22 protein-coding genes are annotated in these 21,366 nt (G+C 66.7%); 8 read left to right on the forward strand and 14 right to left on the reverse strand.

The features are described from left to right. Positions 1–122 precede the first annotated feature (122 nt). Both BMZ18_RS05160 and BMZ18_RS19635 read right to left on the reverse strand, forming a co-directional pair. Entirely contained in the window at positions 123–1,130 is a 1,008-nt protein-coding gene (locus tag BMZ18_RS05160) for a pentapeptide repeat-containing protein (protein WP_083400161.1), read from the reverse strand. Between the two features lie 108 nt (positions 1,131–1,238). Beyond that, positions 1,239–1,403 carry a hypothetical protein gene (locus BMZ18_RS19635; RefSeq protein ID WP_170851455.1) on the reverse strand — a complete coding sequence of 55 codons (165 nt, stop codon included), beginning with the start codon at positions 1,401–1,403 and terminating at the stop codon, positions 1,239–1,241. Positions 1,404–1,695: 292 nt separating this feature from the next. Here BMZ18_RS19635 and BMZ18_RS05165 point away from each other — a divergent pair, with 292 nt between their 5' ends. The 6 genes from BMZ18_RS05165 (at position 1,696) to BMZ18_RS05190 (ending at position 8,634) form a co-directional block, all read left to right on the forward strand. Then, positions 1,696–2,895 carry a tyrosine-type recombinase/integrase gene (locus tag BMZ18_RS05165; RefSeq protein WP_074921854.1) on the forward strand — a complete coding sequence of 400 codons (1,200 nt, stop codon included), beginning with the start codon at positions 1,696–1,698 and terminating at the stop codon, positions 2,893–2,895. Between the two features lie 130 nt (positions 2,896–3,025). Beyond that, on the forward strand, positions 3,026–4,393 hold the full coding sequence (locus tag BMZ18_RS20015; RefSeq protein ID WP_244516416.1) for a hypothetical protein: 1,368 nt from the start codon (positions 3,026–3,028) through the stop codon (positions 4,391–4,393). 38 nt (positions 4,394–4,431) lie between these two features. Continuing rightward, positions 4,432–5,304: a tyrosine-type recombinase/integrase gene (locus BMZ18_RS05175; protein ID WP_074921858.1), complete on the forward strand. Its 873-nt coding sequence runs from the start codon at positions 4,432–4,434 to the stop codon at positions 5,302–5,304. Positions 5,305–5,431: 127 nt separating this feature from the next. Next, positions 5,432–6,385, forward strand: coding sequence for a LysR family transcriptional regulator (locus tag BMZ18_RS05180; protein WP_074921859.1), 954 nt, complete (start codon positions 5,432–5,434; stop codon positions 6,383–6,385). Positions 6,386–6,605: 220 nt separating this feature from the next. Beyond that, positions 6,606–7,577, forward strand: a complete 972-nt coding sequence (locus BMZ18_RS05185) for a putative oxygenase MesX (protein WP_074921861.1) — start codon at positions 6,606–6,608, stop codon at positions 7,575–7,577. A gap of 31 nt (positions 7,578–7,608) precedes the next feature. After that, the gene (locus tag BMZ18_RS05190; RefSeq protein WP_074921863.1) at positions 7,609–8,634 is read left to right on the forward strand and encodes a methionine synthase; all 1,026 of its coding nucleotides are present in this window, start codon (positions 7,609–7,611) and stop codon (positions 8,632–8,634) included. A gap of 243 nt (positions 8,635–8,877) precedes the next feature. On the opposite strand, the gene BMZ18_RS05195 is transcribed toward BMZ18_RS05190, so the two are convergent. Genes BMZ18_RS05195 through prpD form a run of 3 tightly spaced genes read right to left on the reverse strand, consistent with a single transcriptional unit; the run spans position 8,878 to position 12,418 of the window. After that, positions 8,878–10,002 carry a bifunctional 2-methylcitrate synthase/citrate synthase gene (locus BMZ18_RS05195; RefSeq protein WP_074921865.1) on the reverse strand — a complete coding sequence of 375 codons (1,125 nt, stop codon included), beginning with the start codon at positions 10,000–10,002 and terminating at the stop codon, positions 8,878–8,880. Next, a complete protein-coding gene (gene prpB / locus BMZ18_RS05200; RefSeq protein ID WP_074921866.1) occupies positions 10,002–10,916 on the reverse strand; it encodes a methylisocitrate lyase in 915 nt (304 codons plus the stop codon). The genes BMZ18_RS05195 and prpB overlap by 1 nt, the downstream gene beginning before the upstream one ends. Next, positions 10,913–12,418, reverse strand: a complete 1,506-nt coding sequence (gene prpD, locus BMZ18_RS05205; RefSeq protein WP_074921868.1) for a 2-methylcitrate dehydratase PrpD — start codon at positions 12,416–12,418, stop codon at positions 10,913–10,915. The genes prpB and prpD overlap by 4 nt, the downstream gene beginning before the upstream one ends. 214 nt (positions 12,419–12,632) lie before the next feature. Between prpD and BMZ18_RS05210 the strand changes: the two genes are divergently transcribed. Beyond that, the gene (locus BMZ18_RS05210) at positions 12,633–14,066 is read left to right on the forward strand and encodes a short-chain fatty acyl-CoA regulator family protein (protein ID WP_074921986.1); all 1,434 of its coding nucleotides are present in this window, start codon (positions 12,633–12,635) and stop codon (positions 14,064–14,066) included. A gap of 58 nt (positions 14,067–14,124) precedes the next feature. On the opposite strand, the gene BMZ18_RS05215 is transcribed toward BMZ18_RS05210, so the two are convergent. The 8 genes from BMZ18_RS05215 to BMZ18_RS05245 all read right to left on the reverse strand — a co-directional run bounded on the left by BMZ18_RS05215 (position 14,125) and on the right by BMZ18_RS05245 (position 19,271). Then, positions 14,125–14,352, reverse strand: coding sequence for a hypothetical protein (locus BMZ18_RS05215; protein ID WP_074921870.1), 228 nt, complete (start codon positions 14,350–14,352; stop codon positions 14,125–14,127). 152 nt (positions 14,353–14,504) lie between these two features. Continuing rightward, a complete protein-coding gene (locus BMZ18_RS05220) occupies positions 14,505–14,717 on the reverse strand; it encodes a hypothetical protein (protein WP_074921872.1) in 213 nt (70 codons plus the stop codon). Then, positions 14,714–14,986 carry a hypothetical protein gene (locus BMZ18_RS05225; RefSeq protein ID WP_074921873.1) on the reverse strand — a complete coding sequence of 91 codons (273 nt, stop codon included), beginning with the start codon at positions 14,984–14,986 and terminating at the stop codon, positions 14,714–14,716. Before BMZ18_RS05225 ends, BMZ18_RS05220 begins: the two co-directional genes overlap by 4 nt. A gap of 243 nt (positions 14,987–15,229) precedes the next feature. Continuing rightward, positions 15,230–16,927, reverse strand: a complete 1,698-nt coding sequence (locus tag BMZ18_RS05230; RefSeq protein ID WP_083400164.1) for a ParB/RepB/Spo0J family partition protein — start codon at positions 16,925–16,927, stop codon at positions 15,230–15,232. A gap of 139 nt (positions 16,928–17,066) precedes the next feature. Then, positions 17,067–17,336 carry a hypothetical protein gene (locus BMZ18_RS05235; RefSeq protein WP_139203844.1) on the reverse strand — a complete coding sequence of 90 codons (270 nt, stop codon included), beginning with the start codon at positions 17,334–17,336 and terminating at the stop codon, positions 17,067–17,069. 453 nt (positions 17,337–17,789) lie between these two features. Continuing rightward, positions 17,790–17,960, reverse strand: a complete 171-nt coding sequence (locus BMZ18_RS19640; RefSeq protein ID WP_170851456.1) for a hypothetical protein — start codon at positions 17,958–17,960, stop codon at positions 17,790–17,792. Beyond that, positions 17,957–18,289 carry a hypothetical protein gene (locus BMZ18_RS05240; protein WP_074921877.1) on the reverse strand — a complete coding sequence of 111 codons (333 nt, stop codon included), beginning with the start codon at positions 18,287–18,289 and terminating at the stop codon, positions 17,957–17,959. The genes BMZ18_RS19640 and BMZ18_RS05240 overlap by 4 nt, the downstream gene beginning before the upstream one ends. 31 nt (positions 18,290–18,320) lie before the next feature. Continuing rightward, positions 18,321–19,271, reverse strand: coding sequence for an ArdC-like ssDNA-binding domain-containing protein (locus BMZ18_RS05245; protein WP_074921879.1), 951 nt, complete (start codon positions 19,269–19,271; stop codon positions 18,321–18,323). A 628-nt stretch (positions 19,272–19,899) separates the two neighbouring features. Between BMZ18_RS05245 and BMZ18_RS05250 the strand changes: the two genes are divergently transcribed. Continuing rightward, complete coding sequence (locus BMZ18_RS05250) at positions 19,900–20,712, forward strand: hypothetical protein (protein ID WP_074921881.1); 813 nt, start codon at positions 19,900–19,902, stop codon at positions 20,710–20,712. A 31-nt stretch (positions 20,713–20,743) separates the two neighbouring features. On the opposite strand, the gene BMZ18_RS05255 is transcribed toward BMZ18_RS05250, so the two are convergent. Further along, positions 20,744–21,142 (reverse strand): hypothetical protein, encoded by a 399-nt coding sequence (locus BMZ18_RS05255; protein WP_074921883.1) that lies wholly within the window; start codon positions 21,140–21,142, stop codon positions 20,744–20,746. Positions 21,143–21,366 lie beyond the last annotated feature (224 nt).

The raw sequence follows: 21,366 nt of genomic DNA on the forward strand, positions 1-21,366 counted from the left end.
ACAGCACCCGAGTTGCCACCTTCCACCCGTGGGGTACGCAGCGGTGTTGTGCGGGAGCGACGGAGACCGGCCACGTCCCGCGGGTCGCGGTAGCGCGATGAACACGGCGTACGCCGTTTGTCCTAGTTCGTCGCCGAGCCTTCAAACTTGTCGCACGTCGCTGGATTATTTGGTGGCGGCGTAAAATTCGTAGGCCAAATTGTCTCAGAGTTATAGCATATGTCGACGAGTTTCGTTTCACCCACAAGCACGTTGTTCTTGTAAAACTCAGAATTGCCCCTGTGCGGGTCGTCAAGTATGACGTTTTCGACGCCTACTTGGTCGATAAAGTAACTTATGAGCGCAACTTTTTGACTAGCCAAACCGTCCGTAACTACGACACCAAATTCTACGTCGGCAAGGTTTGCGCCAGAAAGATTGGCCCCGCTGAGGTCGCTACCGCCATAAGAGGGAGTGAGGTTCCTTGCAAATCTGGCGTTGTGTAGGTCTTTGTTCTCCAAGTTCACGCCCCTCAAGTCACTTGCACTGAAGTCAATGTCTGCCGGTAACGAGGCTCTTCGGAGGTCGACGTCAAGCATTCGGACATGCATCATATTTCGCGGCAACGATGCATTTCTGAACTTGGCGCGCGAAAAATCAGTCTGGTGCAAGATGGCGAACTCCATTTCGGACATGTCGAAAGTCGCGTCGCGCGCCGATGTGCGTGCGAATATCGCGAGTTCGAGATCCGATGAAGAGAAAGAACTTCCATCTAGGTTTGCGTCGGAAAAATTCGCTCCCACCAGTTGTAGACCGCTCATGTTCTGGCCACTCAGGTCGAAGGAGTTGAATGGCTTCAGCTCTTGTCCGTCCCCGGACGACTTGTCTCTGACGAAGTTCAGGTTAGCAGCGCGGAGTTCACGGGCTGCCCGGTCCTCGTCAATCCGGTACTGCACGAATATTGTTGATGCGCTGACTATTGCGGCGATGACGAGGGCGATAAGGCCGTCGCGCCAGAGCCATTCGGGAATGACGGGGTGCGGCCGAGGCGTCACTGGCCGACCAAGAGGCTGGGGCTGGGGCGCGATCCTCTGGGTTCGATAGACGCTGTTCGCGCCTGAGGAACGTCGGCGTGGCATGGGCTGCGTCACGGCGCCAGGCTATTGGCCGATGGGTGCTGGTGGGGCGTCATGGTGCTGTTTCACCGAGCGGAGCTCGATGCCTTTGGGTCGGCCGCGGAGCGGCCGACCTCCGGGGGGTCAGGTGGCGGTGAGGTGTGTGCGGGGGACGCGGAAGGTGTAGGCGCCGGGGGCTGCGGCGTCGGTTCCGGTGGGTGTGACGGTGGCGTGGGTGTCGTCGAGGTCGACGATTTCGAAGGTGCTGGTTCCGCTGGGATGGAGGGTGATGTGGTCGCCTGGTTGCACGACCGGTCACGGTAGCGCGGGGCACCGACAGCGCCGTTTCCATGCAGGTGCACCCGCACGGCAGCGTGTGGTCAGGCGCGCGCGTCGCGTTCGCGGCCGGTGGCCTGGCCGCCGGCGGGGTCGGTGGTGGGGGTGATGGCGTTGCTGGGGCACCACTGTTGGACGTGGAGGGTGCCGTGTCCGTTGCCGGTGTGCAGTTCGATGTCGCAGAGGCCGATCCAGTCGCCGGCGGGCCTGTTAACTGCACTTGTGCAGGGGAATTGGCCTCAGCCGGAGGTATCGGGGGTACACGATGAACGACGTCAGGGCACAGATCTTCGCTGGGTCGGTCACTTTACCCACCGTGGGCGAGGTCCTGTATGCGGGTGAGCACAACACTCCACCGTTCGTGGTGACCATCGGTGGAACAGAGCTGTCGGTGGTCACATCGTTTCTGACCGACCTGACGGTGTCCGACATGCGGGCGTCCACTGTCCGTTCCTACGCGTATGACGTACTGCGCTGGTGGCGGGTGCTGATCGCAGTGGGAGTGCGTTGGGACCAGGCGACGCGTGCGGAGACCGAACTGATGGTGGGGTGGTTTCGGTCGGCGCCGAATCCGCAGCGGATGCGTCGGCATGATGCAGTCACGCCGCCGGGGTCGGTGAACGTCCGCACCGGCAAGCCCGTTCTCGGCACCGGGTATGCGCCGGCCACGATCAACCACGCACTCACGGTCGTGTCGGCCTTCTACGGATTCCACGCCGAACGAGGACACGGTCCGGTGTCCAATCCTGTTCCCGGGCCCGCCGATCGGCGGCGAATGCTGCTGCGCCCGAGCCCCTTCGACACCACGTTCCGGCCTCGGCGTGCACCCCTTCGGCAGAGGCAATCGCGTCGTGGGCCACGGTCGATCCCGGACCGCATGTGGGACGAACTCGTCGCAGCGATGACCCACGACCGGGATCGCGCGATATTGAGTCTGGCGGTCTCGTCCGGTGCCCGCGCGAGTGAACTGCTCGGGGTCGTTGGTGGTCGGGTGGACTGGGGAATGCGGCGAGTGTGGGTCGTCGGCAAAGGCACCGACGATCTCGTGGCGGTGCCGGGATCACCGGACGCGTTCGTGGATCTCGCTCGGTACTACGACCGGTGCGGCGTGCCGGGTGCGAACGAACACATCTGGAGGACCACCCGCGGGGTGCCGCGCCCGTTGACGTATTGGGCGTTGCGGCGAGTCCTACAACGCGCCAATGATGCTCTCGCGACGAACTGGACCTTCCACGACATCCGCCATACCGCGGCGTGCCGCATGGCGGACGATCCGAATCTGACGTTGCCGGAGGTGCAGGCCGTGCTGCGGCACCGGCACATCACCACCACACAGGCCTACCTCGTGCCGCGGGTGGAGCAACTACACGACAAGCTGCAGGAGCACTACGGGCGGCCGCGGACGAGTGAGACCTTCGCCGCGGAGTACGCCGCCGAGGATCTGCGGACGGTGTTCGGTGAGTGAGGCAGGGCCGGGGCGGAGAAACGCCGTCGCGTCGATTCCCGACACGACAGGGCTGCGTCCCCTGCGATATTCACGGCCGGCAGTCGATGCTGAACCTGCGACGCCGCGCGCCCTGCACCGTCATGGGGACTTGTCGGCATCAACGGTCGACGAGCTGAGTACGGTCGCCGCCGCGCTCTGGCAGACATCGGACTCGGCACACTACAACCGCACCGCCGGATTGCGGCGGATGCACCGCTACCTTGACGCGTATCCGGGGTCGACATGGCAACAACGATGGGACGCATCGCCGTTGGCGACCGGCATGGTCGCGGCCGCCGAGGCGGTCGCCGTCGACGCCGTGACACGCGGTGCCCGTGACGAGGTCGCTTCGGCTGTCAAAGCCCTGTTCGCCCTCCGCGTGGTGCGCCCGTCCGTCGCTGCGTTCAAACGCAACAAGTTCTTGAATTTCGCACACTATTTCCTCGTCGCCGAGTCGGATGCTGATCTCGCTCGTTTCGTGGCCGCAGTGGGAGAGTCCGAACTCGCCGGCCACTTCACCCGCGCCGCGATCTACGACGTCTGCGCGGCCCTCACCACCCAGGGCATTCCGTTCGCGGACCTCACTGCGTCGGCGCTCATGCACTTCGCGAGCGAAGTCCGGCAGACCACGACCCGCAGCGGATTACACACCAACAAGTACGCAGGTCATCTCGCGTGGCAGGTGATGCACTCGATGGGCCACTTCCCCACCGCGACTCCCCCGACGCTACGAGCGGCACTGCGCTCACCACAGCTGACCATCGTCGAGATGGTCGATCGACACCCGATCGCCGACGGCGCAGTCCGGCAGTTGTTCATCGACTACCTCGAACGACGCTCCGTGCAACTCGAGTACGTCTCCCTCTCCGCGCAAGCCGACATCATAGTGCGGGTGTTCTGGCGGGCGGTGGTAGAGCTGAACCCCAACCAGAGCACCCTGCAGCTGTCCGACGAGGTGTACCAGCAGTGGCGAACGGGGCTCAGAACCGCGAAGAACGGGACCGCCCGATCCGACCAGTCGGCGGTGCTGATGTGGGTGCGGGCACTGTACTTCGACATCCAGGCATGGGCGGTCCACGAACCCGAACGGTGGGCCCAGTGGGTCGCACCGTGCCCGATCTCCAACTCGGAGCGGCGCACCGTCGGCAAACACAAACGGCGAGTACGTGAACGAACGCACGACACCGTGCGCAGACTGCAACCGCTGCTACCGGTGCTCATCGAACACATCGACGAACGCGCCGAGCACTGGCGCACGCTCCTCGCCCTGGCGACGACAGCGGCGGATCGGGGACAGTTCATCCACAACGGTGTGCAGTACACCCGCGTACACACCAAGGGCGACAAAACTCTGATCCGGACCGGTCACCCGCCGAACGTACGAGTCACCACCCCAGCGGCCCCCCGCTCCATCGACGTCAAAGTACAAGAGGACGCCGCCTTCTGGACCTGGGCAATCGTGAGACACTGCGCCTAAGCGGTCTGCGAGTCGAAGAGCTGACGGAGCTGACACAAATGTCGGTGCGCCGGTACCGCCGAACCAACGGAGAGACCGTCCCCCTGTTGGTCGTGGCCCCTTCCAAGAGCGACCGCGAACGCGTGATCCCGATGTCACCGGAGTTGTTCCACGTCATCGCGTCCATCATCCGCCGGATCTCCACAGGCCGCACCGCCGTTCCACTGGCCACCCGATACGACGACTACGACCGCACCACCACCGAACCTCAACCCTTCCTGTTCCAACGCCGCATTGGCCAACGTCTCGAAGTCATGACCGGCAACGGCATCGGGACGCGACTGCGGTCCGTGTGCACTCGCCTCGCCAAAACCGACTCACGTTTCGTCGGCATCCACTTCCGACCCCACGACTTCCGGCGTCTGTTCGCCACCGACCTGGTCAACAACGGTCTGCCCATCCACATCGGAGCTGCACTCCTCGGACACCTCGACCTCGAAACCACCCGCGGCTACGTCGCAGTCTTCGACGACGAAGTCACCCGCCACTACCAAGCACACCTCAAACGCCGACGGGCGCTCCGCCCCGACCACGAGTACGCGGCGGTCACGGACCGAGAATGGGCCGAGTTCGACGAGCATTTCGACCGCCGCAAAGTAGAGCTCGGCGGCTGCGGCCGCCCCTACGCCACTCCGTGCACCCACGAACACGCGTGTATCCGCTGTCCCATGCTCCACGTCGACCCCACTATGGTCACGCGTCTCGACTCGATTGAGTCCGACCTCCATGCGCGGCGCGAAGAGGCGCAGAAGCAAGGTTGGGTCGGGGAGATCGAAGGCATCGACCTGACACTCGACGCCCTCCGAGCAAAACGTCGAGATGTCGGGCGAATCGCGACGCGACTCGTCGATCTCGGCATTCCACGAACCTGACCGCCGATCATCGGCCCTTGTTTCGCGACTGGCCCACCGCATGGGAAGTTCCGGATCCTCGACAGTCGTCGGCACCGTGCTGTCCATGACCCGAGTGACCGTGTCGACGGTGGGATAGGTTCTCGTCATGGCACGTGGCACCACGGGAACGGTGCGTGGGATCACCCTCCAGCAGTTGCGATACTTCGTCGAAGTGGCCGCCGAGGGATCAATCAGTGCCGCGGCGGATCTGCTCTACATCGCGCAACCGACCTTGTCGTCGGCACTGAAAGACCTCGAAAGCCGAGTGGGACGGACACTCCTCGTTCGTTCTACCCGGGGAGCGACACTCACCGAGGACGGGGCGGAGTTTCTCGGCTATGCGCGTCAGGTGGTCGAGCAAGCCGAACTTCTAGAGCAACGGTATCTGGGCCGCGGCCCCTCGCGCCGGCTTCTGGGGGTGTCTACCCAGCACTACTCGTTCGTCGTCGACGCCTTCGCCCGCATGGTGAGAGCGTCTGATACCCCCGAGTACGCCTTTAGTCTTCGCGAGACCCGAACCTGGGACATCATCGAAGACGTCCGCACACTGCGCAGCGAGCTGGGCGTGCTCTACCGCAACGAGTTCAACGCTAAGGTGATCGACAAACTGATTCGCGAAGCGGGGTTGGCCTTCACGCCCCTGTTCGTGGCGTCGCCGCACATCTTCGTCGCCCGTACGAACCCACTCGCAGGCCGACGGACGGTGACGCTCGACGATCTCGAGGATCTGCCGCGGCTGACGTTCGATCAGGGCGCGAACAATTCGTTCTATTTCGCCGAGGAGATCCTCTCCACCCGCTCGTCGAAGCAGGACATACGGGTAAGCGATCGAGCGACCATCTTCAACCTCATGATCGGTCTAGGTGGATACACCATCTCTACCGGCATCGTCTCCGATGATCTCGATCCGTCCATCGTCGCTGTTCCACTCGACGTCGACGAGCGCATCGAGATCGGATGGATCGGACACGCGTCGGTGTCGCTGACCGCTCAGGCGCAGCGTTTCGTGGCGGAGATGCGCGCTGTCGTGTCGGGGTACGGCGTCGAACTGTTGGAATAGCAAAAGGCTATATCTGGCTATCAAAAAAGCAAATTAGGCTATGGCAACTGGTCTCACTACTCTGGTCCGTGCGCCACTTCCTGCAATCGGGTCACGGATCTCACGGCTCCGATCGCGCCGCCCGCACTCGGGTGGAAGTGCTGCGCATCATCGGGCAGTGACCGTGCGGCGACGCGTTCGTCACTGCGTTCTTTGCACGTGAACGGGGCGGCGGATCGGCATGGCACACGACTGGGTTTTCAGTATCGGCACGACACGCTTCGACGAGGACTACACCCCGTCGACGAGTTCGCGCACTACGACCAACTTCGCGAATCTCGCACGGGGAGAGGGCCGTCGGCGCAATCTGCGCAACGCGGTGACGATGATGAACACCCGCGTCAACGAGTTGGTGCACTGGGACAATCCGCGGGGTGATCGCTACGCCCTCGACCTCGACATCGTCTCGGTGGACCTGCGCCGCGCGGCGGCCGCAGACGAGGCGTCGTTTCCGGTGATCGAAGTGCTCGACGTCGACATCGTCGACACCACCACGGGCACCCGCACGGAGGGCATCGTCGGCAACAACTTCTCCTCGTACATTCGAGACTACGATTTCGGCGTTCGACTGGCCGAGCACCGCGCGGGGTGCATCCCCGACGACTTCGGCGATCTGCACGGGCGGGTTTTTCGGCGCTTCGTCGAGTCGGAGGAGTACAGGGAACGGTTCGCGCAACTACCGGTCATCTGTATCAGCGTGTCGACGTCGAGGACGTACCGCCGACTGACCAATCACCACCCGATCCTGGGGGTGGAGTACGAGGCGGACGAAAGCTCGCTGACCGACCGATACTTCGAGAAGATGGGTCTGCGGGTGCGGTACTTCATGCCGCGTGGATCGGTTGCGCCGCTGGCGTTCTATCACGGCGCGGACTTGCTCACCGACTACTCGTTTCTCGCACTCGCTGGGACGATCGCGACGATGGAGACGTTCCAGAAGATCTATCGCCCGGAGATCTACAACGCGAACACCGCTGCGGCGGAGGTCTATCGGCCCCGACTCGACAACGGTGACTTCTCGCTCCCGCAGGTGAGCTACGACCGCGAGGAACGCGCCCGGTTGGCGACCACGCAGGGGCGGTTCACCGAGGTCAACCTCATCGCACCGTACGGGGCTGCGCTCGAGCGGTGGGCTGCCCAGCCGTCCGCATGACCCGCCGACACCCGAAGAGAGAACTGCACGGATGACCTCACTTCTTCCCACCTCGATCGTCGGCAGCCTGCCCAAACCTTCCTGGCTTTCGGAACCGGAGAAGCTCTGGTCCCCGTGGAAGCTGCGGGGCGGCGAACTGCTCGATGGGAAACTCGACGCCCAGGCCCTCGCGGCACATGAGCAGCACCGTGCGGGGCTCGACATCGTCAGCGACGGTGAACAGACGCGTCAGCATTTCGTGACCACCTTCGTCGAGCAGCTCGGGGGCGTCGACTTCGATCGGCGCGAGACCGTCCGGATTCGTGACCGCTACGACGCGAGTGTGCCCACGGTGGTCGGCGCGGTGAGCTACGAGGGAGCGGTGTTCGCGGCCGACGCGGCGCATCTTCGAGCGGCGACCGAGCGGCCGATCAAGTGGGCCTTGCCTGGTCCGATGACGATGATCGACACCCTCTACGACGACTATTACCGGAGCCGTGAGCGTTTGGCGTGGGAGTTCGCGTCCGTCCTGAACCTGGAGGCGAAGGCCCTGGAAGCGGCTGGGGTCGACATCATCCAGATCGACGAGCCCGCGTTCAACGTGTTCTTCGACGAGCTCGAGGACTGGGGCGTCGCGACGCTCGAGCGGGCGATCGAGGGGCTGCGCTGCGATACCGCCGTGCACATCTGCTACGGCTACGGCATCGAGGCCAACACCGCCTGGAAGGCGACGCTCGGGACCGAATGGCGACAGTACGAAAGGTCGTTTCCTCTCCTGCAGGGGTCGTCGATCGACATCGTGTCGCTCGAGAGCCACCATTCTCGGGTGCCGGTCGAGCTGATCGACCTGCTCCGCGGGAAGAAGGTCATGCTGGGAGCGATCGACGTGGCCAGCGACACCATCGAGACGCCCGACGAGGTCGCCGCCACCCTTCGACGCGCACTGCCTTTCGTCGACGCGGGCGACCTGATGCCGAGCACCAACTGCGGCATGGCGCCGCTCGACCGTCGCGTGGCACGGGAGAAGATGATCGCCCTCGCCGCCGGCACCGAACTCGTCCGGCGTGAGTTGTCCTGACGTCGCCGACGGTTCCGGTTGCAACAGGAGGGGTTCGACGGCGACGCGGTCGCCTCGACCGGCGACCGTCGTCAGGTCACTACTTTCGACGTGTTCCGACCACTGCAGAGTCGCCGTGTCGAACGGGGCGGAAGACGCCGCCGGTGCCGTTCGGGTGGGGAACCCCCGGCGCACGATGCAGCGGCGAGTCGAAGAGCCGCGCACACGGGCGGACGGGGTCACGGCCCGGTCCGTGCGGTGGGCTCAGGCGACGACCGAGCGTTGCGGAACGCCGGTGTACTCGCTGAGAGGCCGGATGAGGGCGTTGGATTCGCCTTGCTCGATGATGTGGGCGGTCCATCCGGTGATGCGGCTCATCACGAAGAGGGGTGTGAACATCTCGATGTCGAAGCCCATCAGGTAGTAGGTGGGCCCTGTCGGGAAGTCGAGGTTCGGTTCGATTCCGGTGGCATCTCGCATGGTGCGTTCGAGGATGTCGTACATCGCTTTCCACTTGTGCCCACCGGTGTGGGCGGCGACGTCGAGGAACGCCGCGTGCATGGTGGGGACGCGGGAATCGCCGTGCTTGTAGACGCGGTGGCCGAACCCCATCACCTTGTCCCCACGGGCGAGTTTGTCGCGCAGCCACTGCTCGGCGTTCTCGGGGTCGCCGATGGCGAGCATGTCGTGCATCACGGCCTCGTTGGCGCCGCCGTGCAGTGGCCCCTTGAGGGTGCCGATGGCGGCGGTGACGGCGCTGTAGATGTCGGACAGTGTCGAGGTGACGACACGCGCGGCGAAGGTGGAGGCGTTGAAGCTGTGCTCGGCGTAGAGGATTAACGAGGTTTCGAACGCGCTGACGATGGTGCTGTCGGGCATGGACCCGAAGCACATGGTCAGGAAGTTCTCGGCGAAACCGAGGTGGCTGTGCGGCGCGATGGGGTCGAGGCCGCGGCGGCGCCGGTGGTCGGCCGCGATGATGGTCGGGAGTACGGCCATCATGCGTAGAGACTTCTCGCGCAGCGCTGCCGGGTCGTTGTCCCATTCCTGCGGGTCTTCCGCGCCGAGGTAGCTGATCGCGGTGCGGACCACGTCCATGGGGTGGCAGTTCTCGGGCATCTTCGCCACCAGCGTCAGCAACGACCGGTCGACGCGGCGGTTGGCCCGTTCCCGTTGGAGGAAGTGCTCGAGTTGAGTGTCGGTGGGTAGTTCGCCGTTCCAGAGCAGGTACGCGACCTGCTCGAAGCTGCAGTGCGCAGCGAGGTCCTGGACGGCATAGCCGCGGTAGGTCAGGGAGTTGGTCTCGGGAACGACCTTGGAGATGGCGGTGGTGTCGACGACGACACCGGCCAGGCCCTTGCAGATGGTGGGGGTGGTGGTCTCGGTCATCACTGGTTCCTGTCGAGTGCGAAGTTGAAGATTCCGGAGTCGAAGTCGTTGTAGCGCTCGTACTCGAGCACCTCGTACAGCCGCGAGCGGGTCTGCATCCGGTCGAGAAGTCCCGCTTGCGTTCCCGTGTCGTGGATTTCGCGGAGACCTGCCTCGATGGCGCCCATGGCGAGCCGCAGGGTGGTCACCGGGTAGATCACCGCGTTGTAGCCGATGTCCTGCAGGGTGTGGGCCGGGATCAGCGCCGACTTGCCGAATTCGGTCATGTTCGCCAGCAGCGGGGTGTCCACGGCGCGGCGGAACGCCGCGAAGTCGGCTGCGGTGTGCAGGGCCTCGGTGAAGATCAGGTCGGCCCCGGCGTCGGCATACGCCTTCGCCCGGTCGATCGCGGCGCCGAGACCGTCGATACCGGCGGCGTCGGTGCGGGCGCAGATCACGAAGTTCGGGTCGCGGCGGGCAGTCACCGCGGCCCGCAGCCGACGGACCATCTCCTCGGTGGGCACGATGGCCTTGCCGTCGAGATGCCCACACCGCTTCGGGTTGACCTGGTCCTCGAGGTGCAGGCCGGCGATCCCGGCGTCCTCGGCGGCGAGAACGGTGCGCGCGGCGGACATCGGTTCCCCGAATCCGGTGTCGGCGTCGATCAGGACGGGCAGGTCGGTGACCCGAGCGATCTGCTCGCTGTGCGAGACGACTTCGGTAAGCGTGGTCAGCCCGATGTCGGGTAGGCCGAGGCCGGCGGAGAACGCGCCGCCCGAGACGTAGACACCCTCGAAGCCGATCTCCTGGATCAGCTTCGCTGTCAGCGGATTGATCGCCCCCGGTAGGCGGGTGACGGTCTCCGACGTCAGGGCAGCGCGGAGGCCGGCCCGCTTGTCGGAGGCGGACGCCGCGGCGGCGATGAGCCCGGTCACCGGAACAGGCCCCCGGGGGAGCGCGGTGACCGGCCGAGCACCTCGTCCGACACCGCGAAGGTGAGCTCGTTCAACTCGCCGGCCCGCAGGTCCGGGGTGCGCTGCGCGGCGTCGAGGAAGCGGTCCTGCTCGGCCGGGGCCACCACGCCCTCGGCGAGGGTGCGGAATTTCGCGATGTACTGCTCCCGAGCGAACGGGCGGGCGCCCAGCGGGTGCGCATCGGCGACGGCGAGTTCGTCGACGATGACCTCGCCGCTGTCGAGGGTGACTTCGGCGCGGGCACCGAAGGCTTTTTCGTTCGGATCGGTGGAGTGATAGCGGCGAGTCCAGTCCGGGTCTTCCGCGGTGGAGATCTTCTTCCACAACGCGACCGTGTCGGGACGTTGTGCACGCTCGGGAGCGTAGGAGCGTTCGTGGTGCCAGGTGCCGTCCTGCAGTGCGACGGCGAAGATGTACATGATCGAGTGGTCGAGGGTCTCGCGGGAGGCGCGCGGGTCGAACTTCTGCGGGTCGTTCGAGCCGGTACCGATCACGTAGTGGGTGTGGTGACTGGTGTGCAGCACGATCGACGCGATCCGGTCCACGTCGCCGATACGCTCACGCAGCCGGAACGCGAGGTCGATCGGGGCCTGGCTCTGATACTCGGCCGAGTGTTCCTTGGTGTAGGTGTCGAGGATTCCCCGCTTGGCCTCACCGGGACCGGGAAGCGGCACCGCGTACTCCGCCTTCGGGCCGCCGAGCAGCCATGCGATGACACCGTCCTCGCCCTCCCAGATCGGAGCCGGCGCCCCTTCGCCGCGCATGGCGCGGTCGACCGCTTCGACGGCCATTTTCCCGGCGAAGGCCGGTGCGTAGGCCTTCCAACTGGAGATCTCTCCCTTGCGGGACTGCCGGGTCGCGGTGGTGGTGTGCAGCGCCTGGCCGATCGCCTGGTAGACGGTTTCGGTGTCGAGTCCGAGCAGCGTGCCGATGCCGGCGGCGGCGGACGGGCCGAGGTGCGCGACATGGTCGATCTTGTGCTCGTGTAGGCAGATGGCGCGCACCAGGTCCACCTGGATCTCGTAACCGGTCGCGAGTCCGCGAATCAGATCCGCGCCGCTGCGGCCGGTGTGCTGCGCGGCCGCGAGGATCGGCGGAATGTTGTCACCCGGGTGCGAGTATTCGGCGGCGAGGAACGTGTCGTGAAAATCGAGTTCGCGCACCGCGACACCGTTGGCCCACGCCGCCCATTCCGGTGAGAACGTGCCGCCGATCCCGAACACGGTCGCTCCGGGGCTGTACGGATGCGCCTGCGCTTGAGCACGGGCGTTGGCGACCGGGCGGCGGGTCAGGGATGCCGCTGCGACCGCGGCGTTGTCGATGATGCGGTTGATCACCATCTCGGTGGTGTCCTGCGGGACCTCGACCGGGTCGGTTGCGACCGCGGCGATCTTCCATGCGAGGTGCTCCTCGCGGGGGAGGTCCTCGGCGGAACGGTGGGTGCGAAGGGGGTGGGTCTTCAACTCTGTTCTCCTCCGAGAGGTCTCAGGTCGTGTCGTCGGACGACCGACCGGTCCAGTAGTTGCAGCGTATGCAGACCACCACGAGCCTGGAATGGAGTGCTCATGCGTATTTTTGCGGCATGAGTCGGTCGACTTTGCGAATGGTGCGAATCCGCGCGGTCGTGATTGGGTGCACCGAGAAGGTGTCGGTGAGAGCAGCCGAGGAGCAGTGACGATGCAGAAGATCTACGGCGGCCCGCGGCTTCGGCGGTTGAGGGAGGAGCGGGGCCTGACCCAGCTTCAACTCGCCCGGACGCTGGATCTGTCGGCGAGTTACGTCAATCAGATCGAGAACGGTCAACGTCCGCTCACGGTGCCGGTTCTGCTGAAACTCAATGCCACGTTCGACCTCGACGCCCAGTTCTTCGCGGCCGAGGACGACGCCCGGCTCGCCGCCGACCTGCAGGAAGTTCTCACCGCGGTGGGGTCGGCGCCGCCGAACCCCACTGTGGTCGAGGAGTGCGTGGCCCGGATGCCGGACATCGGCACCGCACTGGTGGCCGTGCACCGCCGGCTACGAGCGGCGACGGAACAGCTCGAGCAATACAGCGTCCATCTTGCCGCACCACCCGGATCCGGTGCCGGCCCGGTGGTCCCGATGCCGTTCGAAGAAGTACGAGACTTTTTCTACGACAAGCACAACCACGTCCCCGAACTCGACAGCGCCGCCGAACAGTTGTTCGTCGATCACGCCTTACAGCCTGGCTCGCTCGACATCCAACTGGCAGCACTGCTCGCCTCCGAGCACGGTATCGCTGTCCGTCTGCGCACCGATCCCCCGGAGCGTCCTGGCCCCAAACGGGTGTTCGACGCACCGAATCGGACCCTGACCTTGGCCCGTCACCTGAGCTCGGGTCAACGCGCGTTCCAGATCGCCACCCAACTGGCGTTTCTTACCCAACGCGAGGAGATCGACCGTCAGGTAGCGGCCGCGAGCGGGCTCAGCACCGACGCGCGGGAGCTGGCGAAAATCGGTCTGGCGAACTACTTCGCCGGTGCACTCGTCCTGCCGTACAACCGATTTCTCGACGCCGCGGAACACCTGAACTACGACATCGAGATGCTCGCGTTGCAGTTCGAGGTCGGCTTCGAAACCGTGTGCCACCGCCTGTCGACGCTGCAGCGGCCGACACGGCGCGGGGTACCGTTCTTCTTCGTCCGTACCGACCGGGCTGGAAACATCTCGAAACGTCAGTCCGCGACCGCGTTTCACTTCTCCCGAGTCGGCGGAAGTTGCCCGTTGTGGGTGGTACACGACGCCTTCGGCACCCCCGGCCGCATACTCACCCAGGTCGCGCAGATGCCCGACGGACGCACCTACCTGTGGATCGCCCGCACCACGGACGACGGCCCCCGACCGTACGGGGCACCGCACCGTAGCTTCGCCGTCGGACTCGGCTGCGACATCACGCACGCCTCACGCCTGATCTACTCGCAGGGGATTCGGCTGGACGAGCAAATCTCACCCGTTCCCATCGGCGCCGGATGCAAGGTCTGCGAACGGAGGGACTGCGAACAACGCGCTTTCCCTCAGATCGGGCGCCCAGTCCGCGTCGACATCGATTTCAGCAGCCGACTGCCCTACCCTCCCGATCGGCCAGTCGGATAGGAACCTCACGTTCGACGTCATCGACCGGCCCGAACCCTCGAAGGCCCGCCGGGACTTTTCATCGACTTGACTGGTGCAGAGAAGTGGTGCGGATCCACACCCGTAGGAGGCCGGGGGCGTCGCCGACGAGGGCGATGCCTTCGGCTTTGACGCGCAGGGCGAGTCCTTGGCGCATGGAGCGGGGTGTGCGGGCGAAGGCGCGGCCGAGGTCGATGGTGACCGGGAGGGGTGGTTCGAAGGTCTTGCGGGGTTCGGGGGTGTGGCGGACGGGCCAGTCCTGAAACATGTCCGCTCCCCTGCCCTACCTGCATCGTTCCCGGGTTGGGTGTGTGCGGGGCCGAACGCTTCCCGTGACGACCGGGGGGTGGTGCGCCACCGCCCGGCCCCGCGGGTCGACTGTAGCAGAGCATCGAACGCACGTTCGATTCTCTGCCGGTGTCAGTGGCGGGTGCGGCGCAGCGGTGTGGTGTCACGCCAGGTGGCGAGGGGCCCGTCGCCGGTGGTCAGGTGCCGGTGCTGGCGCAGGAGCGCGGCGACGTCGGCGTGCTCGCGGCGTAGCTGCGGGTCGTCGGGGTCGTGGCCGTCGGCGATGAGGGCGTAGCGGGCGTCGGTGTCGACGTCGTAGTCCGGCGCCCCCGGGTGGTCGGTCACGCTTGGTCGCTGGGCGTGGTGCGGGCGAGGTGGATTGCGACGCGGGTGCCGGCGAGGGCGATGACGGCGGCGAGGACGGTGACGGTGCCGCCGACGATCCAGTGGGTGAGGTTGTGCGGGTCGTCGAAGCGGGCGAGGAGGCCGGCGGCGCCGAGGACGACGCCGGCGACGATGGCCGCGAAGGCGGCGGCGCGGTGTCGGGGTGCGGTGAGCCGGGTGGTGGCGTAGGCGGCGGCGACGATCAGTGCGAGGCCGAGGTAGGTCAGCATGGTTCCCCCCTGGGTGCTGGTCTTTTCGTGGTGGTGGTCAGTGTGCCGTAGGGGTGCGACAGGGGTGCCGCGTCGAGGACGTGCGCCCCGGCGGGTGGTGCGCCTCGGGGGGAGCCCGAGGGGGACCGCCCCCTCGGCCCGGTCGGGGACGGCTCCCCACGGGTGCGACTCTCCGGTGCGGTGCACCTCGGGTGGTGCGGGTGCCCCCTGTTGTGGGGGCACCCGCAACCGGGTGACCGGGTGCTACTCCTCGTCGGTGTCGGCGGTGAGTTGCTGGTGGGCCTGCTCGGGGGTGACCTCGGCGGCTGCGGCCTGTTCGGTCGGGGTCAGGTGGTGCCCGTGCCGGTGGAGGAACCCGAGGTAGTTGTCGAGGTTGCCGTAGTGGGTGCGCCGCCACGAGTCGTGGCCCTTGCCGCTCATCCGCGCTTCGTAGGCGGCGAGGATCTGCGCCAGGGTGAGCACCTGGGCGCGCCCGTCGCTGGCCTTGTCGAGCACCGCCTCGAGGGCGATGCGTGCGGCCCGGTCCTTCGCGTGCGGGTATCCGGCTTCGGGGCCGGTCGGGTCGGGCACGGTGACCCCGAGCAGTTGGGCGAGGTACTGCGGGGCCTTGTTCTCCCCGAGTAGTGCGGGCTCGTCGATCAGGGTTTCCGCGATCCACTTCCCGGCGTCCTTCGGCAACGTCTTGCGGGTGAGGAACTTCGTCAGCCACTCGATCCGCACCTCGGTCGCGGCGGCGGAGGCCTTGTTCAGCTCCACCGTCCGGCGTCGCTCGATCCTGGCCTGCTCCTTCGCGGCCAACTCGGCGGCGGCGCGGGCCTGCTCTCGCGCCTGCGCCTGCGCGTCGGGGTCACCGTCGGCGGCGGGTGCGGCCAGGGCGGCGGCGAGGACCGCGTTCGGTGTGACCCCGGCGGCGGCGGGGTCGGCGGTGACGTACTCCGCCGTCCACACCATCGCGGCGGTGACGCTGCCGTGGTGGCGGAACCCGTCCTCCGGTTCGGCGTCGGGTTCGCCCTCGGTGGACCAGTCGATCTCCTCGGCGTCGACGACCTCGCCGGTGGCGGTGTCGGTGAACTGCTCCTCGTGGGTCAGCCACACCGCCCAGTGCGCGGCGGTGGCCTCGATGTGCTCGGCGGTGACCTCGCTCCCGCCGTCGACGGTGACCAGGTCCTCGGCGCGCAGGTACCCGTCGCCGTGGGTGGGTTCGGTGGTCAGGACGGTGAATCCGCGCTCGGCCCACGTGGTTCCGGCGTCGGCGCGTGCGGTCCGCTCGGCCTTCTCGGTCAGCAGTCGCCGGGCGGTGAAGTCGAAACCCCACCGGCCCCGTTCGAGCAGTTCCTCGACGGCGTCGGTGTCGCCGTCCGCGTCGAACTCGGCCACGATCGCGGCCTGCTCGAGGGTGAGCTGTCCGGCGTCGACGGCCTCGCGGGCGGTCTCCGACCGTCCGGCGGCGGCGGCGGTCTTGACCAGCGCCCTCGGCATCTGAACGGCCTTGCCGACCTTCGTCGCCGAGACACCGAGGTCGAGCATGTCCGCGACGGCTTTCGCCCGCTGGGACACCGTCAGCCCGATGCGGCGGTCGTTGGCGACGACCTGGTGGGAAAGTCGTTCGATTTCCGCCGCCGCACCGTCGGTGCCGGTCTGGGTGACGATGACCGGGACCGTGTCGACGTCGGCGGTGATCGCGGCGAGGGTGCGGACCTGGCCGTCGATGACGGTGACCTCGTTGCCGGTGCGGCGGGCGAGGATCGGCAGCAGCACCCCGTGCTCGCGGATCGAGTCGACCACGGCGCGGAACTGGTCGGTGTCGGTGTCGACCGCATCGCGCACGTTCGGCCCGAGGACGAGGGCGGTCGGGGCGAGACGGATCAACGCCTCCCCCACCACCGCGTCGGCGGCGGCGGTTTCGGTTGCGGGGGTGGCGTTCTGGGTTGGTGCGTTCATGGTGGGTGTCTCTCCTGCTAGGGTTTTCGGTGAGACACCGGGCAGATTGGAGCTGTCCGGTGTTTTTCTTCTCTGGGTGGTGCTGGTCGGGGTGATGCGCCCGCCGGTGGTGGGCCTCTCCCCCGCCCGTAGCGGTGCGTCACCGGACGAGCCTCGGTGCGGCCTGCTCGGCGGCGGTGATCTGCTCCTCGGTGGCCCCGTTCTCACGGGCGGTGCACGCCCAGTAGGCGACTCCGTCGCGGTGGGCGGCTTCGGTTGACGACTCCGGATCGGCAGCGGCCTGCTCGGCGCGTGCGGTGTAGGCGGTGACCTGGCGTAGTGCGTGCTCGCGGACCCGCAGCGCGGCGGCGGCGACGGCAGCGCGGGCGGCGGTCTCGAAATCCCCTGTGACAGTGACGGTGCGGCTCATGGTGAGCACTCCCCTTTCTCCCTTGGCGTTCTTTCGCCGTGCATCCGGCGTGGCGTAGAGGAGGCGGTGCGAGTGACCGATGCCAGCACCCGAGCCGAAAAGTTCTCGGGGCCGGAGCGCAGCGGAGGCCCACGGGCCGAGAAGTTTTCGGACCCCGCAGGGGACGGAGCGCAGCGGAGGTCGGGCGTTGGCGATGAGGGAGGGAGTGCCGCAGCATCGGAGGTAGCCGGATGTGACGAAAGAACGTCTCTGCTTGTCACAGGGCGGAGCGCAGCGGAGCTCCGATCAGGGACGCCCGCAGGGTGGCCGGCGCCCGGCCCCCGGGCCGGCCACCTCACATGACCGGTGGCCGCCGACACCGACAGGGAGCGACACCCGCCGGCCGCGACCCGACCCCGGACACGAGGAAGGCCCGCACCCTGGTGGGTGCGGGCCTTGTCGGGGCGTGCGGTTCTACCGGCTGGCCGCCGGTGGTGCGGAGTCCTTGCCTGCGGCGACGTCGCGGAGCCACTGCGGTACGGGCTTGTTGTCGTACTCGCGGAGCTTGATCGATGCGCGAGCGGCGGCGGATCGGACCTGCATCGACCGCGCCTTGCGGGGCGTGGGGTTCTCGGTGGTCGTCATCGCGGGCCCTCCTCGTCGGTGTCGGTACCAGTGTCGTCGGTGTCGTCCGGTTGCGCCAGGCCTGCCGGTCCAGCGGCGTAGTCGGCGATGGTCTGCAGAGTGTCTCGGTCGGTGGCCGCGATGAACGGCGTTCGGGCCACTGTCCCGAACACTTCCCATCCGAGCGTCGCTTCGTCGTCGTCCTTGCTGACGGTGCGCTCGAGACACCAGGTGATGCGTTGCCAGGACTGGGCGCGGTTGTCGGCGCGGGTGCGTTGGCGGACGGTGAGGGCGACCCCGACGACGGCGAGGACGCCGACGATCAGGGTCACCCAGGCTTGAGCGGGCATCGGGTGGGGGTTCCTTCCAGGTCAGGGCCGGTCAGGCCGCGGCCGTCTCGGCCGTGTCGCCGTCATCGACGGCACTGTCGGCGGTGTCGGTGTCGGTGTCGGTGGGGTCGAGGGCGTCGGCGAGCTCGTGCACCGTAGCGAGGACGGCGCGGGCGGTGTCGGCGATAGCGGCGGTGTCGCCGTTCGCCCATCCGGCGACGTAGCCGACGCTGTAGGCGGCGGTGTCGAGTCCGAGAATCCCGGCCAGGACGTAGGCGACGGATTCGGCTTCGACTTCCATCCGCCCGCGGTGCAGGTCTCGCCGGTCCTCGGCGGTGAGGGTGTCGGCGGCGTGCATGAGGGCGTGCGCGGCTTCGTGCAGCATCGTTTTGGCGGCCTGGGCGGGGGCGAGGCGGGCGTCGACGACGATGCGGCGGGTGCCGTCGGTGGTGGTGTAGCCGTTGGTCTCGCCTTCGATGATTTCGCGGGTGACGGTCCACCCTCGGGCGGTCATGACGGCGGCGGTGCGGTCGTAGATCGCGGCGGGGTCGTCGCCGGTGAGGCGGTGGGCGACCGGCTCGGGCTGCGGGTGGCCTTCGATGGGGTCGGTTTGTCCTTGGTCGAAGACGGACAGGATCGGGAACGTGGGGACCTTGCGGGTGCTTTCGTCGCCGGTGTCGGGGTCGGTGTCGGTGACGGTGCGGGTGCTGTAGCCGTAGATGCGGATCGCCTTTTCACCCTTGCGGACCTGGCGGCCGAGTTTCTGCCAGGCGCGGAACCCGGCGACCTGGGTTGCGGTGGGGCGTTGGGCGAGGATCAGCAGGACGTTGTTGAAGCTGTAGGAGTGGAACGCGGCCATGTGGTCGAGGTACGCCCGCCACGCATCCGAATCCACCAGTGCGGCGACCTGGTCGGTGATGGAGGCGTGCAGCTGCTCGGCCAACTCGCGGCGGGCGGCGGCCTTGTCCTCGGCGGACTTCGCGGTGGTGCGGCGTGTGGTCATGGTGATCGGTCCCCTTCTCCCCTGGCGTTCTTTCGCCGTCATCTGGCGTGGGGAGAGAAGGGCGGTGCACGGGAACGGCGTCCTGCACCCGAGTCGAAAAGTTTCCAGCCGGAGGCGCTCTGGAAAGTTTTCGGACCCTGTGGGCCGGAGCGCAGCGGAGGTCGGGTGTAGGTAAGCCGAGCACGGGTGACGCACGCTCGGAGAAGCCAGATGTGCCGAAAGAACGATGCTCTTCATGGGTGCGGAGCGCAGCGGAGCTCCGATCAGGGGACACCCGCAGGGTGGCCGGCGCCCGGCCGGCCACGGCCTGGCCTGCGATACGCGACCGTCGGTCACAGCACCCCGAGCTGCCACCTTCCACCGGTGAAGCACGCAGCGGTGTTGTGCGGGAGCGACGGGAACCGGCCACGTCCCGGGTCGCGGTAGTTCCGAAAAGGGTTTGTCTGTGCGGGATGCGAGTTCGGGACGACCGCGGTAGATTGGGCCGTAGAGCCGCTTCGCGTGGCTGTACCCGAGTCATATGACGTGCCCGTGTCGCGTCGGACGTTCGAGGGCAAGGTCCTCTGGATCCGCGAAATTCCGTTCACCGTTCATCGATGGTGGGCACGGGGCGCTGTCGAGTGATCGTGTGAAGGACCTGATTATGGTCAAGAACTCAGCTCAGAAGCGCGCGGCGCGTGCTCATCAGAAGTCGCGTCCCGGCACCTCGTTGCCGGAAGCTCTGCGCGCAGTGGACACCCGCGGGACGGCGGTCTTGCCGCCGGTAGCGGCCGATCCCGCGGTTCCCTGGTTTCAGTCGGTCCCGCGGAGGCGTACCACCTGCTTGCTCTGCGGTAAGCGGGAAACTGTTCTGTCCTACTCCAATGACCCGTCTGACTTGGGCAGGGTTGCGGTGTACTGCGACAACGAGCGGTGCGATGTGCGGACGGTCGAGGTGGTGGTGGTGCGGGATGGCGACTTAGCAACCAGGCAGCGGGCGGACGTTCGGGTGCTCGAGCATTTCGTGGGTGGTCCGCTTCATGACCCGGCGGTGGTGTCCGAGCACGACGATTGGATTCCCGGTGCGGTGCCTTGGATTCGGCATGGAGAACACAGGTACGTCGAGTGCCTGTGGTGTGGAGACGAAACTTCGCGACGGTCGGCGACCGACTTGCTGGCGGATACCGGCCGCGTCCAGATGTACTGCGAGAACGCTGATTGCAGGGTCCGGGAGACTGAGCATGTCGTTCTGCGGGATGGTACGTGGCAGACGGACGAGCGGCCGGACGTGCGATCGCTGAGGTACATCGACGAGCCACCGATTTTCAGGCGGGGCCCGGACGGGCGGTCTCGGGGGTTCGTATATCCCCGTGACAGTGCGATTTTCGCCGAGGACGACAAGGTTGCTCGTCGAGTCTCGACCGACCCTGTCGATTGGGAGGCTGCCGCTTTCGTCCGCTGACCGACGGCGGCGGACGAGACCCATTGACGAATCACCCGCGCATCGCCCAGGCGTCGTCTTCGGATGGGTGATCCCAGCGGTTTCTGTTCGGCGACGGCTCGCGTTGGAGGCGTTGCTGCCCGCGAGGGCGGAAATAGATCGGGATGGCCACCGCCATGGCAGTGGCCATCCCGGTGCCGAGGAGCGTGGTGATGGTTACGCCCTCGGTGGGATTGGGGGTCTTGTCGTCGTCGTAGCGGACGAACTGCATCGGGTTCCAGAGCAGGACGAGGTAGAGGGCGAGGCCGACGAGGCTTCCCGCGATGCCGAGCCAGACCGCCAGTCGAGCGATACGGGCGCTTCGGTAGGCCGGCAAGCCGGCGACTGCGGCGACGGTGAGCGAGACCGTGACCAGGGTGACGACGAGCAGGATGAGCGCGGTGGATGTCACGGGTCCCCTCTCCGTGGCGTCGTGTGTCCACATACGGCGTGAGGTGATGAAGTGCCCACTCACCTCGCGCGGCCAACGTACCTGCGTCCAGGGATGAGAGGGAAACAAGAAAGGCACCCCGCTGGGAGGTTGGAACTCCCTTGGGGTGCCTCTCGGCCACTACCGTTTCGGGGGCAGGAGCCCACGTAGTCGCGTCCAGTGGACTTGTCCGGTGGGCTTGACCC

It is taken from the genome of Rhodococcoides kroppenstedtii (assembly GCF_900111805.1).
Lineage (GTDB): Bacteria > Actinomycetota > Actinomycetes > Mycobacteriales > Mycobacteriaceae > Rhodococcoides > Rhodococcoides kroppenstedtii.

Coding starts and splice junctions, on each gene's coding strand:
- BMZ18_RS05180 (WP_074921859.1), top strand. CDS start 5,432: ATGGCACGTGGCACCACGGGAACGGTGCGTGGGATCACCCTCCAGCAG.
- BMZ18_RS05230 (WP_083400164.1), bottom strand. CDS start 16,927: ATGAACGCACCAACCCAGAACGCCACCCCCGCAACCGAAACCGCCGCC.
- BMZ18_RS05215 (WP_074921870.1), bottom strand. CDS start 14,352: ATGTTTCAGGACTGGCCCGTCCGCCACACCCCCGAACCCCGCAAGACC.
- BMZ18_RS05245 (WP_074921879.1), bottom strand. CDS start 19,271: ATGACCACACGCCGCACCACCGCGAAGTCCGCCGAGGACAAGGCCGCC.
- BMZ18_RS05185 (WP_074921861.1), top strand. CDS start 6,606: ATGGCACACGACTGGGTTTTCAGTATCGGCACGACACGCTTCGACGAG.
- BMZ18_RS05195 (WP_074921865.1), bottom strand. CDS start 10,002: ATGACCGAGACCACCACCCCCACCATCTGCAAGGGCCTGGCCGGTGTC.
- BMZ18_RS05235 (WP_139203844.1), bottom strand. CDS start 17,336: ATGAGCCGCACCGTCACTGTCACAGGGGATTTCGAGACCGCCGCCCGC.
- BMZ18_RS05165 (WP_074921854.1), top strand. CDS start 1,696: ATGAACGACGTCAGGGCACAGATCTTCGCTGGGTCGGTCACTTTACCC.
- BMZ18_RS05210 (WP_074921986.1), top strand. CDS start 12,633: ATGCAGAAGATCTACGGCGGCCCGCGGCTTCGGCGGTTGAGGGAGGAG.
- BMZ18_RS05240 (WP_074921877.1), bottom strand. CDS start 18,289: ATGCCCGCTCAAGCCTGGGTGACCCTGATCGTCGGCGTCCTCGCCGTC.
- BMZ18_RS19640 (WP_170851456.1), bottom strand. CDS start 17,960: ATGACGACCACCGAGAACCCCACGCCCCGCAAGGCGCGGTCGATGCAG.
- BMZ18_RS05175 (WP_074921858.1), top strand. CDS start 4,432: ATGTCGGTGCGCCGGTACCGCCGAACCAACGGAGAGACCGTCCCCCTG.
- BMZ18_RS05225 (WP_074921873.1), bottom strand. CDS start 14,986: ATGCTGACCTACCTCGGCCTCGCACTGATCGTCGCCGCCGCCTACGCC.
- BMZ18_RS05190 (WP_074921863.1), top strand. CDS start 7,609: ATGACCTCACTTCTTCCCACCTCGATCGTCGGCAGCCTGCCCAAACCT.